We start from the raw sequence: 16,851 nt of genomic DNA, 5'->3' as shown, positions 1-16,851 counted from the left end.
CAAAGCCGCTGGCTTTCTTGACCCAGTTTTTTGCAACTGCGATCGCTAGATTGTGTTCTAAATAAATCAAAACTGCTGTAATTAGAGCTTTATACCAAGTCAAGTGTGTTTTTACCTGCTAGCGATCGCAACTTCATCACTGATTTGGGTCAAAGCCCAATTCTCGCAGTTTTGCCGCTAATTTCTCAGCCCGTTGGCTTTCTTGTTCTACTGGAGTGGGAAGCCAATTTCCATCTGCATCGTACCAGCGCAACCACAAGCGTTCAATGCCCTGATAGTAACCTTGCCAAAGTCCTAACCCTAATTGTAGGCTGGGCATCCAGATTTGTGGTGTACTCAAGTTTAAATCGCTGTAGCGGTCTGCAACTAATTGAAATGCTTGAAGTTTGTCGGTGTAGCGATCGAAGACAATGTAATAGGGAACTCGTAAAATCCGCTCATAAACTTCCCACTTCGTTGGCGGTTGACTAATCTCCCGCAGAGTTTTTCCTAAGTCTTCTTTTTCTGTACCAGGAGAAAGCAACTCTACCACGACAAAGGGAGCAACTCCCTCTTGCCAAATGACATAACTCAGACGCAAGTCTCGTTGTTCGTAGAGACGAGATACTCCCACTGCCGCAAACCAATCTGGGCGTTTGTACCATAGGGTATGCTGTGGGTCATAGTAGAGGTTTAAGTCACTAGCAACGAATACTTGGTCTGCTGGATAGTCGGGTGGAGAGAAAGTTTCCCGCAATAGTTGGGGTTGAAAAGCGTGAAATTCGTCAGGCAAGCCAGGTTGCTCAGGGTCTTCACTAGGAAGATCGTACATGGTAGGTAGGGCTTCTTTTGCAGGGCGAGGCGGATCTGTTTGATACATAAGCTAAATCCTAACGGACTATTTTTAAGTTAGCGGATGAGGGCAAAGTTTTAGTGAAGTCAAAAGTCTTAAAAAAATCTTTTATTTTCTCATTTTAGGAATTAACAATTAATATCAATTAATCAATAATTATAAATCAACTCTGATTTTGGAGGAATTATGCCAACAGTATTAGTTACAGGGGGAGCAGGATTTATTGGGGCTAATTTTATTCTTTTAGCCAGAAATAAACAATGGTTTAATGTAGCGAACTTAGACAAGTTGACGTATGCTAGTAATCTAGAAAATTTAGCTCAGTTGCAAAACGACCTGAATTATCATTTTGTGCGAGGGGATATTGGCAACCTCGAATTAGTCAGCTATCTATTAGAACAGTATCAACCAAATGCAATTATTAATTTTGCTGCGGAAAGCCATGTTGACCGTTCTATATTAAGTCCGCAAGACTTTATCCAGACTAATGTGCTGGGAACATTTCAGCTATTAGAAGCAAGTAGGTTTTACTGGGAAAAACTATCATCACAAAGACAACAGAAATTTCGTTTTTTACATGTGTCTACTGATGAAGTATACGGCTCGCTCAATTCAAAAGACCCAGCCTTCCGAGAAGAGACAGCCTATGCACCAAATAGTCCTTATGCAGCATCAAAAGCAGCATCCGATCATTTTGTGCGAGCCTACTATCATACTTATGGATTGCCTACTTTAACAACCAATTGTTCTAACAATTACGGGCCGCGCCAGTTTCCTGAAAAATTAATTCCTTTAACTATTCTTAATGCTTTGGATGATAAACCTTTACCAATATATGGAGATGGACAAAATATCCGAGATTGGCTTTATGTAATTGACCACTGTGAGGCTATTTATCTAGTTCTACAACAGGGCAAAATTGGTGAAACTTATAATATCGGTGGACTCAACGAGCAAGCTAATTTGGATGTTGTAGAAAAAATTTGTGCCATTCTAGATGAGTTAGTTCCTAAATCTGATTTCAGCTACTCTTCTTTGATTACTTTTGTTAAAGACCGTCCCGGTCATGACCGAAGATATGCTATTGACTGTAGTAAAATCAGCCGCGATTTAGGTTGGCAACCTCAAGAAAATTTTGATAGTGGTTTATTCAAAACAATTCAGTGGTATCTCAATAATTCGGATTGGGTAAAAAAAGTGCGATCGCAAGCATACGAAAACTGGCTTAAACAAAACTATGAAACCCGAAATAATTAATATTAAATTGGACTTTCTCAGGAGTTTAATATGAAAGGTATTATTTTAGCTGGTGGCTCTGGAACCCGTCTTTATCCACTAACTAATGTTATTAGTAAACAACTGATGCCTGTTTACGATAAGCCAATGATTTATTATCCATTGTCTGTATTAATGTTAGCAGGTATTCGGGAAATTTTAATAATTTCTACACCTAGCGATCTGCCGCTCTTTGAAAGACTTTTAAAGGATGGCAGTCAGTGGGGTTTAAAGTTTAGTTATATCGAACAACCGCAGCCAGAAGGTTTAGCTCAAGCTTTTATTTTGGGTAAAGACTTTATTGCTAATGAGCCAGTATGCTTAATTTTGGGTGACAACATTTTTTATGGACATGGTTTAACAGAAGTACTGGAACGAGCTGCGACATTGATTGAAGGTGGATTAATCTTTGGTTATCAGGTGAAAAATCCTCACCGATATGGAGTGATTGAATTTGACACAAATGGCAGAGTAATTAGTATAGAAGAAAAACCCTCAATTCCTAAATCTAAATATGTTGTACCGGGAATATATTTTTATGATTCGCAAGTCGTAGAGATAGCTTCTAGTCTCAAACCTTCGACTCGCAAGGAGCTAGAAATTACTGATTTGAATTTAGCGTATTTAAATCGAGGGCAACTACGAGTAGAACTGTTAGGACGAGGATATGCTTGGTTAGATACTGGTACTCATGAATCTTTGCATCAAGCAAGTAATTTTATTCAAACTTTAGAAGAACGTCAGGGTTTAAAAATAGCTTGTATTGAGGAAATTGCCTATAACAAAGGATATATTCAATCATTTCAATTGCGTCAGTTAGCTGAAACTATGGCTAAGAGTAGCTATGGTAATTACTTGATGGCAATTTTAGAGGGCGACCAAAACTATGAAACTTTTCTCCAGAATAATGGAGCGATCGCCACTAGATAAGAATTTTTTGACTCAATAAGTTAAGTCTAGACCCCATTTAAGATAAATGTCAGATTATAACAGAAAAGATTACAGTTAAAAATGGTATTGCCATGAAGGTTGTACAGGTAGAAATTCCCGATATACTATTGATTGAACCACAGATTTTTGGCGACGATCGCGGTTTTTTTTATGAAAGCTATAACGCTAAAGTCTTGTTAGAAAAAGCCGGGATTAACGAGCATTTTGTCCAAGACAATCATTCCCGTTCTGCTCAAAATGTGTTACGCGGCTTACACTATCAAATTCAGCAACCTCAAGCAAAACTAGTCAGAGTAGTAGTAGGCGCAATATTTGATGTGGCTGTGGATTTGCGAAAAAGTTCTCAGACTTTCTCGCAATGGGTAGGTACACACCTGAGTGCTGAAAATAAACAACAGCTTTGGATTCCCGCGGGTTTTGCTCACGGTTTTTTAGTGCTTTCAGAATACGCTGAAGTTCTATACAAAACTACAAGTTATTACGCACCGCAGCACGAACGCACTATTTTATGGAACGATCCAGATTTAGCGATCGCCTGGCCAATTCAAACTGAACCAATCCTCTCTGCTAAAGATAAAGTTGCCAAGTTGCTGCAAGATGCAGAGGTGTTTGTATGAAAATCCTGCTGACAGGTGTAACTGGACAGGTAGGCTGGGAATTGCAACGCAGTTTAATGACTTTGGGTAAGGTGATTCCTGTAAGTCGCAAGTACATGGATTTAACTCAACCAAATAGTATTCGCCACATTATCCAAGAAGTCAAACCCGACTTAATTGTGAATCCGGCTGCTTATACAGCAGTAGATAAAGCAGAGTCAGAACCAGAATTAGCAACGTCTATTAACGGTATTGCGCCTAGTGTCATGGCTGAGGAAGCAAAGCGGTTGGGTGCAGCGATGATTCACTATTCCACCGATTATGTATTTGATGGTACAAATACAACTCCTTATACTGAGTTAGATAAACCTAACCCACAAAATATCTACGGTAAAACAAAACTAGCAGGGGAAGAGGCGATCGCTTCTGTCGGAGTACCGCATTTAATTTTACGTACCAGTTGGGTGTATGGATTGCGAGGGAAAAACTTTTTACTAACTATGCAAAAACTAGCTCAAGAACGCGAAGAAATTAAGGTTGTTAACGACCAAATAGGCGCGCCGACTTGGAGTCGCGCGATCGCTGAAATTACAGCCCAAATTTTATCTCAGGCTCAACAGAATGTATTTGATTTTTTAGCTAGCAAAGGTGGACTTTATCATCTTACAGCCAGCGGACAAACTAGCTGGTATGAATTTGCCCAGGAAATCTTTGCTCATGATATCCAACACAAGCAACGAAAGTTGCAGAGATTAATAGCAATTACCTCCAAGGAGTATCCTACAGCAGCTAGCAGACCAGCATATTCCTTATTAAATACTCAGAAATTGTCTGATAATTTTGGACTGGTTATACCTGACTGGCAACATACTTTACAGTTAGTATTGGCTGCTGATAATTAAATACAGTTCAGTTAAGCATTTATTCTGCACAAGTTTTTGCAACTTGCTGCATTCGATTAAGCGCAGAAGTAGCAAGTATTATTTAATAACTACATCAGTGTTATTTTGTCAATAAAACAGTAGCATAAGATAATATTCATCGCTATTGTGGCTAGGTGTAGGGTTATGACTCCTTTGACATTAAATTTAGACACCGTTCATTTAAGTGATGAACAGTTCTATCAATTATGTCAAAATAACCGCGAGTTTCAGTTTGAGCGAACGGCTAAGGGAGAGTTAATTATTATGCCACCCGTTGGAGGTGAAAGTGGTAATCGAGAAGCCGACTTAATTATTGATTTAGGAATTTGGAATCGCCAAACTGACCTTGGTTTTACCTTCAGTTCCTCCACAGTATTTAAGTTGCCTAATGGTGCAGATCGTTCTCCTGATGCCGCTTGGATTCAAAAGGAACCTTGGCAAGCACTCACCCCAGAACAAAGACGCAAATTTCCTCCGATCGCACCGGATTTTGTAATTGAATTAAGATCGGCAACAGACGATTTAGAAATGCTGCGTTCTAAAATGTGGGAATATATAGATGCAGGGGTGCAATTGGGATGGTTGATTAATCCCCAACAGCAGCAAGTGGAAATTTATCGCCAAGGGCAAAATGTAGAAGTGCGAAACCTTCCTACAGAATTATCTGGTGAAAATCTATTGCCTGGATTTAGCTTGAGTTTATCGCCGTACTTATAGATACTAATTTTCTTATTCACCAGTACTAACTTTTGGTGGCAAAAGATAAATGCCTCCAGATATTAAAGTTAAGGCAACAGAAATCCAAAAAGCAATTAAAGATGGAGTTTGCCAAACTTCTGGTAAAGGTGCAATCAAAAGTGCGATCGCAATTATTTGACTAACAGTTTTGAGTTTGCCCCAAATATTCGCCCCAGATATTTTAGTTTGATTTACCCGCCAACCTGCGATCGCTAATTCCCGCGCTAAAATCAAAAACACTCCCCAAGCGGGAACTTTGCCTAATTCAATCAACACCATTAACGGCGCAAGCACCAGAAATTTATCCACCAAGGGATCGAGAAACTTACCCAAATCGCTAATTTGGTTGAGTTTCCGCGCTAAATATCCATCTAACCAATCAGTCAACGCAGCAACAAGGAAAATTGTCAAGCATATCCATCTAGCTTGCGATGTCGGATTGTACAAACCGTAAAGCAGAAATGGTACGCCCAGAAGACGAGAGAAAGTAATCCAGTTAGGTATTGTCATAGGTTTTAAGTAAAAGGACATGGGGTACAAGTAGACGCGGTGACATAGAATTTCTTCCTCATCTTCCCTATCATCCTCATATCCCACTCTTCCCCCAAGCGTGGGATGATCTGTTTCTTGAGATTCCCCAAATAATTTTATGACTCAACAAGATAATTCCCAATTTCGCATCGAACGCGATTCGATGGGCGATCGCCAAATTCCCAGTAGCGTTTACTACGGCATTCAAACGCTACGGGCAACAGAAAACTTCCCAATCAGCGGTATTAAGCCTTTGCCTACTTACGTAGATGCTTGCTTAATCATTAAAAAAGCTACAGCTATAGTGAATGGCGAACTGAATTGCATTCCTCAAGATATTAGTCAGGCAATTGTACAAGCAACCGATGAAATACTGGCGGGGAAGTTCCGCGATCAATTTGTCGTGGATGTCTATCAAGCGGGTGCTGGAACTTCTCACCATATGAACGTTAACGAAGTTTTGGCAAATCGCGCTTTAGAAATTTTGGGTGAGGAAAAGGGTAACTACAAGCGCGTTAGTCCTAACGACCACGTTAACTATGGGCAGTCTACCAATGATGTGATTCCCACAGCAATCCGCATCGGTGGCTTATTGGCACTTTCAAAGACATTGCACCCAGCATTGGAAGGAGCGATCGCAGCTTTAGAAAACAAAGCTGTAGAATTTCAAGATATCGTCAGATCCGGTAGAACTCACATGCAAGATGCCGTACCTGTGCGCTTGGGTGAGAATTTTCGTGCTTGGGCGCAAATTTTGACAGAACACCAAAACCGGATTTACACAGCCTCCGGAGATTTGATGGTGCTGGGTTTGGGAGGAAGTGCGGCTGGTACTGGTTTGAATACTCATCCCTTGTATCGCGCGCGTGTAGTGGAAGTTCTCTCGCAATTGATTGAAACTCCCTTAGAACCCGCATCTCACTTAATGGCAGCAATGCAGAGTATGGCCCCATTTGTAAATGTTTCTGGGGCTTTACGCAACTTAGCCCAGGATTTAGTCAAAATTTCTCACGACTTACGATTAATGGATTCAGGCCCAAAAACTGGGTTAAAGGAAATTCAATTGCCGCCAGTACAACCGGGTTCCTCAATTATGCCAGGAAAGTATAACCCCGTGATGGCAGAGATGACATCGATGGTGTGTTTTCAGGTGATGGGTTACGACAGTGCGATCGCTCTTGCCGCCCAAGGGGGACAATTAGAATTGAATGTGATGATGCCGCTGATTGCTTATAACCTGATTCATAGTATTGAAATTATCGGTAATACCATTGCTGCACTTACTGAACGCTGCATCCAGGGAATTATTGCCAACCAAGAACGTTGTTTAGCATACGCTGAAGGCAGTTTAGCTTTAGTAACTGCACTGAATACCCACATTGGTTATCTGAATGCAGCCAATGTCGCTAAAGAATCTTTAGAAACTGGTAAGTCTTTACGCCAGATTGTTTTAGAACAAGGATTGATGACTGAGGCACAATTGGCTACCGTGTTAAACCTAGAACAGATGAGTGGTATCTTACCCCTCATGGCAGAATAGGAAGATCGAGGAGATGGGGAAGAATAATTCTATCTTATCCCCAATCCCCAATCCCCAATCCCTATATTAACCATGCATCAAAAACCATCTGTCAGCCTCATCCGGGCTACTTCATACGAACGAGAGGCTTTACGAGAATCCTTAGTCACACTGCTAGAACCTTTTGGGGGAATAGCTGCCTTTGTGAAAAAAGGCGATCGCGTTTTGCTTAAACCTAATCTACTTACAGGTTCGCGTCCTACCAAAGAATGTACTACGCGCGTTGAATTAGTTTACGAAGTTGCCCAGATGGTAATTGAGGTTGGTGGTAAGCCATTTTTGGGAGATAGTCCGGCTTTTGGTAGCGCTAAGGGAGTCGCATTGGCAAATGGTTATCAGCCTGTTTTGCAAGAACTAAATCTCCCCATCAGCGAATTTCACGGTAAGCGTTACCAAACAGTTAACGAAAGTTTTAACCATCTGCTGTTATCTAAAGAGGCAATGGAAGCAGATGTCATAATTAACTTGCCTAAAGTAAAATCCCACGCCCAGCTAACTTTAACTATGGGAGTAAAAAACCTATTTGGTTGCGTCCCTGGGAAGATGAAAGCTTGGTGGCACATGGAAGCCGGGAAAGATGCCAACCGATTTGGTGAAATGTTAGTAGAAACAGCTAGGGCAATTAACCCTAATTTAACTATTTTAGATGGCATTATCGGACATGAAGGTAACGGCCCTAGTGGTGGCGAACCTCGTCCCTTGGGAATTTTAGCAGCAGCATCAGATGTATTTGCCTTAGATCGGGCAATCGTGGAAATTCTCAACGTCCCACCCCATCAAGTTCCTACCGTTGCAGCTTCTCAAAGGCTAGGTGTTTGTCCCGAACTTGCTGCCATTGAGTTTCCTCACTTATCTCCTGACTTATTAAAAATAGAAGATTGGCGATTACCAGACAAGTTAATGCCTATTGATTTTGCAATGCCCCGCGTCATTAAATCCACGTTTAGGCATCTTTACATTCGTTTTCTCAAAGAACCCATGAGTGCTTATAGTAAACATTAGTTTGCCTCGAACTTTATGCCGATGATGAGTGCAAACTCCGCTACAACAACTTCAAAATCAGCAAATTAAGCTGTAATTACCCTCCGATTGCTTAACCAAACCGCCCTACTTTGGTGGCGGTTTTTTCTAAGTTCATTTCCTAGCAATCTTTTTATTTTCTATTTTCTATTACCCATAAGGTTTATTCTATAGCTATACAGATTTAGATAGAAAACTACGAATTAGATATCGATCGCACAAGCTATATGCGATCGCAAACTTTTATATGTCGTATATCTATCATCAAAGCTTTTATACTCTACCTATATATAGATTGACAGAACCAAAGTAATATCACACAAATTTAGTCATTTAGATTTTGCCGGATTTTTTGAGTGTTCTTACGGTATGAGCATTGTCGAACGCGTCGCTTTATCTGTAAATATTCGGTCTAGATTTATGTTCCGAAAATTCTGACTACCGAGTTATTCTGCGTTTTCAATATCTAGAACATAATTGCTATTAGATAGTGAAAATCTACTGTTATTTTTCAGTAACATTTCGGTATCTATCTAAGGTAGTGGAAACAAGCTAAATAGTTAAAACTAGCTTAACTACCCTATTTGAAGATGTTATAATACTAGCAGTTTGACCTGACACAGATTAATTCTCAATCTGTACCAAATAAAAAATGTAGTTTGTACGACATTTTTTTTCACAGATGCTTAACTGAAATCTTCCCAGTTTCAGCAATGAATCGTAACATCTTAGTCACTTGGTCAATTCTGAAATGTTCAGCCGTAACTTTGTATCAAGATTATCATGTAGAAAATTACTACTATGACACTTCCCAAATAGTTTTATCTTTTTGACTACAGCACAGTTGACAGTCAAAAAATAGATAGAATATCATCAAGACTCTCGCCTAGAGAGCAAATATACAAGTAATGTGACGAATTTCAATAATTTTGTATGAATTCAAATAGCCAGTCTGCCAATGCCGAGACGTATTCCCATCGTTTGGCAGACATTGTGGGAACAGCGATCGCTCTACTAACTCTAACTCTACCTGTGTTCGTCATTGGACACTTTTCTTCAAACAACACTCAGAATAATCAGCAACCCTTAACCTATACATTGCCAAAAGGTGAAAAGTAAATAATAGCTACAAACAATATTTCACCAGTAGGCTAACTCCCAAAAAGGAGAAAAAAATGTTGAGCTAACATTTACGAAACTCAGTGCTGAGTGCTGAGTGCTGAGTAACAAAAAATTACTCAGCACTTTCAACTAAGCACTCTTCATTTACTCTCTTGCCACTATAAAATTACCTCTCTCTTTCTTTGCGTTCTTTGCGGTTCGTAAAAAAATTTAGGTATTTTTTGAGCAGCAAAAAAATAATGCACTTAATTAGGCATGATGTGAATCTATATAGTTTTCCTCTTGATTCAGATCGTGCCCGGTCGAAGCAGTGAAAATAGAAAGAATCAGATTCCCGACTTTTATCAAAAGCCGGGAATCTTGTTTTTCAGAGAGAAATCTACCAAATATTTGAGTGTCAAGTTGATTCGATGGGTAAAATTCTCAATGATTTAGGGACTTCCAGAAATTAAACTATTCAATTTTGAGAGCAAAAACGATTGTGAGATTCTTCCTCCCCTGCTTCCCCTGCTCACCAAAGCGATGGAATATTTTTTTTAGTTGGAAGTCCCTTATCTCTAGTCCGATTCGATTTTGTCAGTTCGACTGCACCAGTTCGCATGAATACTTTGAGAAGAAGTCCATCTTGGCCCTAAAATTCTACACGGGGAACCAAACAGGTGCGCCCACCATTCACCGTTAGCTGAGGATTTTTGTTGTGGACTTATCCCGGATTCCTGCCCAACCCAAACCAGGTATCATCAACGTTCTGGTTGAAATTACAGGCGGGAGCAAAAATAAATATGAGTTCGACAAGGAGCTACAAGCTTTTGCTCTAGACCGCGTACTTTATTCTTCGGTAAAATATCCATATGACTACGGCTTTGTACCTAACACTTTAGCTGATGATGGAGATCCGCTAGATGGCATGGTTCTAATTGACGAGCCGACCTTTCCGGGTTGTGTGATCGCCGCACGACCGATAGGCTTTTTAGAGATGATTGACGGCGGCGATCGCGACGAAAAAATTCTTGCCGTTCCAGATAAAGATCCGCGCTACGCTCAAATAAAATCCCTCAAAGACGTAGCACCACACCGCTTGGATGAAATTGCTGAATTCTTCCGCAGTTATAAAAATTTAGAAAAAAAGGTGACTGAAATTCTTGGTTGGCAGGATGTAGAGCAAGTCAAGGCCTTAGTAGATAAGTCCATCAAAGCATTTAAAGGATAATGGATTAGGAGTTAGAAGTTAGGAATTGGAAGTTATAAATTTTTATTTCTAGCTTCTAACTCTCAACTTCTAAAATTGTTGATTACCCCTAAACCAAATGCAGCGCACTCTCCTTTTAGCCAAAATTCATAACTGCACCCTCACAGGGGCGAATGTCAACTATGTCGGTAGTATTAGCATCGATCGAACTTTATTAGATAAATCTGGCATCTTGCCTTACGAGCAAGTACAAGTGGTAAATAATGCTAATGGTCAGCGCTTTATTACTTATGCAATTCCTGCACCTGCCGATTCAGGAGTAATTGAGCTAAATGGGGGTGCGGCACGTCTAGGCATTATAGGCGATCGCTTGATTATAATGACTTACGGGCAGTTCACTCCAGAAGAGTTAAAAAGTTACTCTCCTACAGTAGTCCTCGTAGATGAAAAAAATCGGCTTTTAGAAGTGCGGTACTACGATGACCTGCTCGTTAAGGTCTAATTTCAAAGAAAATGGCAAATATTGAACTGTCGGGTTCCCAGAGCTACGTAACTGAAAAACCAACTACACCGCAAAATAGTTCAGCGGATAGTTTTATCGTGCAATTCTGGGGTGTACGGGGTTTAATTCCCACCCCAGGCAGTAACGCCAACCGCTATGGTGGCAATACTACTTGTGTAGAAATGCATGTGGCTGGCAAACATTTGATTTTTGATGGGGGTACTGGTTTACGCATATTGGGTAAATCTTGGCAGCAATTACAACAACCGCTAGAAGCCCATCTATTTTTTAGCAACTCCCAATTAAATCGCATCCAAGGTTTTCCCTTTTTTGCACCTGCATTTATTGCCAAAAATTGCTTCCACATTTACGGTATAGCTGCCTCAAATGGAGCTTCTATCAAACAATGTTTGTACGACCAAATGCTCCAGCCCCACTTTCCTTACCCTTTGCAAGTAATGCAATCTGAATTACAGTTCTACAATCTGATTCCGGGTAATGAGGTGAAGCTAGATGATGTGACAATTACAGCAGCATTAATTAATCAAACTCAGCGGTCAGTAGGTTATCGGATTACTTGGCAGGAATATAGCGTTGCCTATGCCACAGATTTGCACAGCAGTGCTGATGAAGCCGAGCAAGAGCGAATTTTACAGATGATTCAAGGTGTAGATTTGCTAATTGCTAATGCTACTTATACTCCTCCAACATCTCACAACCATGACTCAGCCGAACTACAATGGCAAACTGCGGTGAATTTGGCTCGCAGCGCAGGCGTGCAGCAGCTAGTCATCTCTCATTATCACCCAGATGACGAAGACGATTTTCTTGACAATATTCAAGTTGACCTTCAATCTGCCTTTCCCAATGCAATACTAGCCTGTGAAGGTTTAGTTTTACCTGTTGGCAAGTGATTTTCAACTTGTTAAGGAAAGTAGGGGATGCAAAGAATAATTATTGACTGCTGATTATCATTCAATATATAGCCGTAGTCACACCCTTTAGGACAATTGCGATTGTTCAAAGCCTAACAGCAACTGGGTTTTTACTCAGCACTCAGCACTCAGCACTCAGCACTTTGCTATATCTGATAATTCCGTATCCATGTGCCTCTACTTGCACATGGTCTGGATGGCTGCCTGTTAAGGAATACGACAGAATAAGGGAACTCCAATCAATAAATCATCCCGCATCAAACAGTTGACAGTTTATAGTTAACGAGCGATAGTCAACAGTTACAATGGGATATTTTCATTGAAGTCCCCAATCGGAACTATGCACGCAATATTTTCAGACAGTCCGTCAACTTACAGAACACTTAGAACAAAAACGGGGGCTGAATTTACAGAATTGGCTGCCTGTCAACACATAAACCGTACAATAAGGGAAACTGGTAATTGGAATTCTTGCTTTCTGTAGTGGAGAACTTTTTAGCAACATTTTAGTTGGTTTGGTTTTGGATGCAAGAATAGTAGATATAAGCTTGGGTAATACCAAACAAGCAACAGTATTAAGCAAGGTCAGCAATACAGCATCTGCTAAACCCATAGGTAATCACCCCCTGTAGAAAAATAGGTGGTCTCTATTGTTAGCTGCAAATATAAATTTGCAACTAAATTTCAAAGCAATTCATTGCTTTTAGTTTATATAAATTAACTTTAACATAAATTTTTATCAATGCAATCGCCAACTTGGCGAAATTGCTGACACAGCAGACGATATAAATATTTAGGCATGAGATTATAGCACAATAGCAGAATAAGCTAGAAAATAGTCAACAAACATGGATTTAATCGGGTCAGGGGAGCCATTGCGGTGAGACACTCCGTTATAGCAACCGTCGTCAAATGGGGTAAGACGCTACGAGAACAAGCATCAAGGGTTTCCCCACAGGAGACGACTGGCGTTGTAGGAATCTCAGAGAACCACATCAATAAATTGAGGCGCGGATACAGTAGATGTCAGGTTTATCCAACCTTTCCCTACACTCCACACTTTTACACCCTTTTTTAGTCAATTTATCAAATTCAGGTGATGTATGATGTCGAACATCCAACCTACATCTTCTTTTTTATCCAAGATCGCAAAGCAAGAAACTCAAGCATTACAGCGTTTGGTAGATTATACAAATACCAACTCATTGCCGGAGATTTGGCCATTAGTAGCAGAGCGATTTGGTAATATTGTTGCCTTACATAATCCCCATACAACACCAGAGGTAGTAATTACTTATACCCAGCTAGCAAAGCAAATTCAACAATTTGCTACTGGGTTGCAAGCATTAGGAATCAAAGAAGGCGATCGCATTTCCTTAATTGCTGACAACAGTCCTCGCTGGTTTATTGCAGATCAAGGCATCATGACTGCTGGGGCAATTGATGCAGTACGTAGCTCCCAAGCAGAAAAAGAAGAATTACTGTTTATCGTGGCTAACAGTGGCAGCACAGCACTAGTAGTCGAAGATTTGAAGACATTTAGTAGATTGCGGGATCGGCTTGATGATTTACCTGTGACATTGGTCATCATACTTTCAGATGAAGCACCACCACAAGCAGAAACTATTAAAGTGCTGAACTATTCGCAGTTGATAGAAATTGGCGCAAGCAATACTCTTGTCAAGGTTGAACACAATCCCAATACCTTAGCTACACTAATTTATACTTCAGGAACTACGGGTAAACCCAAGGGCGTGATGCTGTCTCACAGTAATTTGATGCATCAGGTAAGAGCATTGGGGGCAGTAATTCAACCAGAACCAGGAGAAAGTGTCCTTAGCATTTTGCCGACATGGCACAGTTACGAACGCAGTGGAGAGTATTTCTTACTTTCTCAAGGTTGCACGCAAGTCTACACTAACTTGCGTTCGGTCAAACGAGATTTGAGAGAATTCAAACCTCATTACATGATCGCTGTACCGCGCCTGTGGGAATCGATTTATGAAGGAGTACAAAAGCAATTCCGCGAACAACCAGCGAAAAAGCAACGCCTAATTAACTTTTTACTCAGCAACAGTGAAAAATATATCCAAAACCAACGAATTGCCCAAGGCTTGTATTTAGATAATTTAAATTCCTCAGCCGTAGAAAGATTAACAGCCAGTATCAAAGCAACTGCTTTATATCCTCTCCATGCTTTGGGAGAACGATTAGTTTATGCCAAAGTACGGGAAGCGACAGGAGGACAAATTAAGTATGTGATTAGCGGTGGCGGTGCGCTGCCAAGACACATAGATAACTTTTTTGAAATTGTTGGTGTCGAGCTTTTACAGGGTTATGGTTTAACAGAAACTTCTCCTGTCACTAATGCCCGTCGTCCTTGGCGCAATTTTCGTGGTTCGTCCGGGCAACCAATCCCCGGTACAGAAGTTAAAATTGTAGACCCTGAAACAAGAAAGCCCTTGCCAGCCGGCGAACGAGGCTTAGTATTGCTCAAAGGCCCTCAAGTTATGCAAGGCTATTACCACAACCCCGAAGCGACAGCAAAAGCAATCGATCCCGAAGGTTGGTTTGATAGCGGCGATTTGGGTTGGGTAACACCAGAAAACGACTTGGTGCTAACTGGTAGAGCCAAGGATACGATTGTCTTAAGTAATGGGGAAAATATCGAGCCACAACCGATTGAGGATGCCTGTTTGCGATCGCCCTACATTGACCAAATCATGCTTGTTGGACAAGACCAACGCAGCCTCGGTGCTTTGATTGTCCCCAATCTCGAAGCCTTAGAAAAGTGGGCAGAAAGCCAGAACCTCAAATTAAGCTTACAGGACAAAGATGATAGCTCATCCAGTCAAAAAATTGACTTGGAGAGTAAAATCATCCAGGATTTATTTCGGCAAGAATTGAATCGGGAAGTGAAAAACCGTCCGGGTTATCGAGCAGATGACCGTATTGGGCCATTCAAACTTATACTAGAATCGTTTTCTATCGAAAATGGCTTGATGACGCAAACGCTGAAAATTCGGCGACACATTGTCACTGAACGCTATCACGATATTATTAACGGCATGTTTGCCTGATAATTCCACCCACAAACTATAGAGTGAACGCGAAACTATTTATGGATGTCTCCAACCCTCAATTGCTTTTAAAGCGCGTTGTTAATGTCAAAGTTATTGTGACTCCCCTTTGGAAAGAGGAAGTGCAACAGCAGCTACAAGCTAATATCAATCAACTCGACCAACAACTGCAACAATTGGATCTTGAAGGACAAAGAGCGATCGCCGCAATTCAAAAGCAAAGTCTGCAACCACCAGGGCCTCAGACCCTCCAACAGATTGACAATATCCAACTTCAAGTCAATCAAAAGAAAAGCGAACTGCTAGAGCAAAAAAATCAACTACTGCAAAACCTCCAGCAAGTGCAGTTTCTCGAATTAGATCAAGAAGTCAATCAATTCCAAATGGAAGGCTTTTTTAGAGTCGAACGAGGAGATAACTTGATTAGCAAAATGCAGGTCGAAGTTGTGTTGCGTGATGGCGTTGTCGAAGATATTCGCGGCGACATCTAAATTTGTCAGTTGTTAGTTGTTAGTACGCGATTAACCACGTCTGTACAATGGCGATTAATCGCGTCTGTACAATGGTCAGTTGTCAGTTGGTCTGTGACTAATGACTAATTACAACTTTGAGTTAACTTTTTGTGTGGGCGACTTCCAGTTTGACATTGTGTCTGGGAGCCGACCCAAACAATTTGCCATACAGGAGGCGAACTTATTAAAAGCGATCGCCCAAAAGTTGTCATCTCAACTCGATATTTAATGACACGCGCTAGCTCACTATTTGACTGGCTTTGTGTAATCGTCACATAAGCTTGATTTCTTTGAGGATAAACTACCTCTACCTTTCGCCTTCCTCCTACTAATGCATCATCATCTAAGACATTCAAGGCGAGGGTAGCAGGGTCGCTGCCTTGGAGAGCAGAGGTAATACTTTCTAACGGTATGGTTTTATAGTCGGAGCGCTGTGGGTATCCTACAATATCCTGAGACTGTTGCACCACCGAAAATTGTTGTTGTTGACTATTGCGAATTTCTGCAACAGTTACGGGTTGTTGGTGGTGGGCAATATAAACCCCAGCACTCGCAGTAGCAAACATACTGAGTATTAAAATTAAAAAGAATTTCCACTTTACCGACATCATAACTAAATAGGTATTTTAAACAGACTAATTTTCAATTTTGAATTTTAAATTGATGTTTAACTATTAAGCACACATCATACTAATTTGTAATTAACACACTTCAAAAAGACTCGATCCCCTCAGGTTTCTATGCATTACTATCCTCAGTAAAACAATACATTTAATCCCAATTGGGTATCATTAGCTTTGGAAAATATACTAAATATTAGTAAGTATTTATAAGAAATATAAACTTTATAACAGTTTTATTTGAGTTATGGAAAACTCACCATGGCTATTAATAGTCAACAGTCGAGATGCGATGTAAAAAAACAATTTATAAGTGTCATATAAATAGACCCTAAAGCCTGATTGAGGTTCCAAGGATCGGTTGTCAGTTGTCAGTAGTGAAGAGTACTGAGTAAGGAGTTCGGTATTCTCCTCTGCTCCCCCTACTCCCCCTACTTCCCCTGCTC

Annotated in this window: 16 protein-coding genes; 13 read left to right on the top strand and 3 right to left on the bottom strand. The window is 40.6% G+C overall.

Translation table 11 applies throughout. The features are described from left to right. Nucleotides 1–136: 136 nt before the first annotated feature. The gene (locus tag I8752_RS10235) at nucleotides 137–859 is read right to left on the bottom strand and encodes a Uma2 family endonuclease (RefSeq protein ID WP_214432203.1); all 723 of its coding nucleotides are present in this window, start codon (nucleotides 857–859) and stop codon (nucleotides 137–139) included. Between the two features lie 159 nt (nucleotides 860–1,018). Between I8752_RS10235 and rfbB the strand changes: the two genes are divergently transcribed. The 5 genes from rfbB to I8752_RS10210 all read left to right on the top strand — a co-directional run bounded on the left by rfbB (nucleotide 1,019) and on the right by I8752_RS10210 (nucleotide 5,294). Continuing rightward, a complete protein-coding gene (rfbB, locus tag I8752_RS10230) occupies nucleotides 1,019–2,089 on the top strand; it encodes a dTDP-glucose 4,6-dehydratase (protein WP_214432202.1) in 1,071 nt (356 codons plus the stop codon). Between the two features lie 30 nt (nucleotides 2,090–2,119). Continuing rightward, nucleotides 2,120–3,037, top strand: a complete 918-nt coding sequence (rfbA, locus tag I8752_RS10225) for a glucose-1-phosphate thymidylyltransferase RfbA (protein ID WP_214432201.1) — start codon at nucleotides 2,120–2,122, stop codon at nucleotides 3,035–3,037. Nucleotides 3,038–3,129: 92 nt separating this feature from the next. Next, the gene (gene rfbC, locus I8752_RS10220; RefSeq protein WP_214432200.1) at nucleotides 3,130–3,675 is read left to right on the top strand and encodes a dTDP-4-dehydrorhamnose 3,5-epimerase; all 546 of its coding nucleotides are present in this window, start codon (nucleotides 3,130–3,132) and stop codon (nucleotides 3,673–3,675) included. Continuing rightward, nucleotides 3,672–4,556 carry a dTDP-4-dehydrorhamnose reductase gene (rfbD, locus tag I8752_RS10215; protein WP_214432199.1) on the top strand — a complete coding sequence of 295 codons (885 nt, stop codon included), beginning with the start codon at nucleotides 3,672–3,674 and terminating at the stop codon, nucleotides 4,554–4,556. Before rfbC ends, rfbD begins: the two co-directional genes overlap by 4 nt. Before the next feature lie 165 nt (nucleotides 4,557–4,721). Continuing rightward, entirely contained in the window at nucleotides 4,722–5,294 is a 573-nt protein-coding gene (locus I8752_RS10210) for a Uma2 family endonuclease (RefSeq protein ID WP_214432198.1), read from the top strand. A 12-nt stretch (nucleotides 5,295–5,306) separates the two neighbouring features. On the opposite strand, the gene pgsA is transcribed toward I8752_RS10210, so the two are convergent. Next, a complete protein-coding gene (gene pgsA / locus I8752_RS10205) occupies nucleotides 5,307–5,825 on the bottom strand; it encodes a CDP-diacylglycerol--glycerol-3-phosphate 3-phosphatidyltransferase (RefSeq protein WP_214432197.1) in 519 nt (172 codons plus the stop codon). Between the two features lie 139 nt (nucleotides 5,826–5,964). Between pgsA and I8752_RS10200 the strand changes: the two genes are divergently transcribed. The 8 genes from I8752_RS10200 to I8752_RS10165 all read left to right on the top strand — a co-directional run bounded on the left by I8752_RS10200 (nucleotide 5,965) and on the right by I8752_RS10165 (nucleotide 15,764). Then, nucleotides 5,965–7,386: an aspartate ammonia-lyase gene (locus tag I8752_RS10200; RefSeq protein ID WP_214432196.1), complete on the top strand. Its 1,422-nt coding sequence runs from the start codon at nucleotides 5,965–5,967 to the stop codon at nucleotides 7,384–7,386. Nucleotides 7,387–7,458: 72 nt separating this feature from the next. After that, nucleotides 7,459–8,427, top strand: coding sequence for a DUF362 domain-containing protein (locus I8752_RS10195; protein WP_214432195.1), 969 nt, complete (start codon nucleotides 7,459–7,461; stop codon nucleotides 8,425–8,427). 951 nt (nucleotides 8,428–9,378) lie between these two features. Further along, nucleotides 9,379–9,564: a hypothetical protein gene (locus tag I8752_RS10190; protein WP_214432194.1), complete on the top strand. Its 186-nt coding sequence runs from the start codon at nucleotides 9,379–9,381 to the stop codon at nucleotides 9,562–9,564. A 700-nt stretch (nucleotides 9,565–10,264) separates the two neighbouring features. Next, nucleotides 10,265–10,777: an inorganic diphosphatase gene (locus I8752_RS10185; RefSeq protein WP_214432193.1), complete on the top strand. Its 513-nt coding sequence runs from the start codon at nucleotides 10,265–10,267 to the stop codon at nucleotides 10,775–10,777. Nucleotides 10,778–10,874: 97 nt separating this feature from the next. After that, the gene (gene panD, locus I8752_RS10180) at nucleotides 10,875–11,258 is read left to right on the top strand and encodes an aspartate 1-decarboxylase (protein ID WP_214432192.1); all 384 of its coding nucleotides are present in this window, start codon (nucleotides 10,875–10,877) and stop codon (nucleotides 11,256–11,258) included. Between the two features lie 11 nt (nucleotides 11,259–11,269). Continuing rightward, nucleotides 11,270–12,172 carry an MBL fold metallo-hydrolase gene (locus tag I8752_RS10175; RefSeq protein ID WP_214432191.1) on the top strand — a complete coding sequence of 301 codons (903 nt, stop codon included), beginning with the start codon at nucleotides 11,270–11,272 and terminating at the stop codon, nucleotides 12,170–12,172. A 1,127-nt stretch (nucleotides 12,173–13,299) separates the two neighbouring features. Then, entirely contained in the window at nucleotides 13,300–15,273 is a 1,974-nt protein-coding gene (locus tag I8752_RS10170; RefSeq protein ID WP_214432222.1) for an AMP-dependent synthetase/ligase, read from the top strand. A gap of 41 nt (nucleotides 15,274–15,314) precedes the next feature. Next, entirely contained in the window at nucleotides 15,315–15,764 is a 450-nt protein-coding gene (locus tag I8752_RS10165; RefSeq protein ID WP_214432221.1) for a YlqD family protein, read from the top strand. 104 nt (nucleotides 15,765–15,868) lie between these two features. Here I8752_RS10165 and I8752_RS10160 read toward each other — a convergent pair whose 3' ends face one another. Continuing rightward, the gene (locus tag I8752_RS10160; protein WP_318780830.1) at nucleotides 15,869–16,351 is read right to left on the bottom strand and encodes a hypothetical protein; all 483 of its coding nucleotides are present in this window, start codon (nucleotides 16,349–16,351) and stop codon (nucleotides 15,869–15,871) included. Nucleotides 16,352–16,851: the final 500 nt, after the last annotated feature.

This window comes from Dendronalium phyllosphericum CENA369, assembly GCF_016056275.1.
In the GTDB taxonomy this organism is placed as follows: Bacteria; Cyanobacteriota; Cyanobacteriia; order Cyanobacteriales; family Nostocaceae; genus Dendronalium; species Dendronalium phyllosphericum.
The sequence above is the reverse complement of the archived record's forward strand: the minus strand, read 5'-3'. Positions and strand labels throughout refer to the sequence as shown.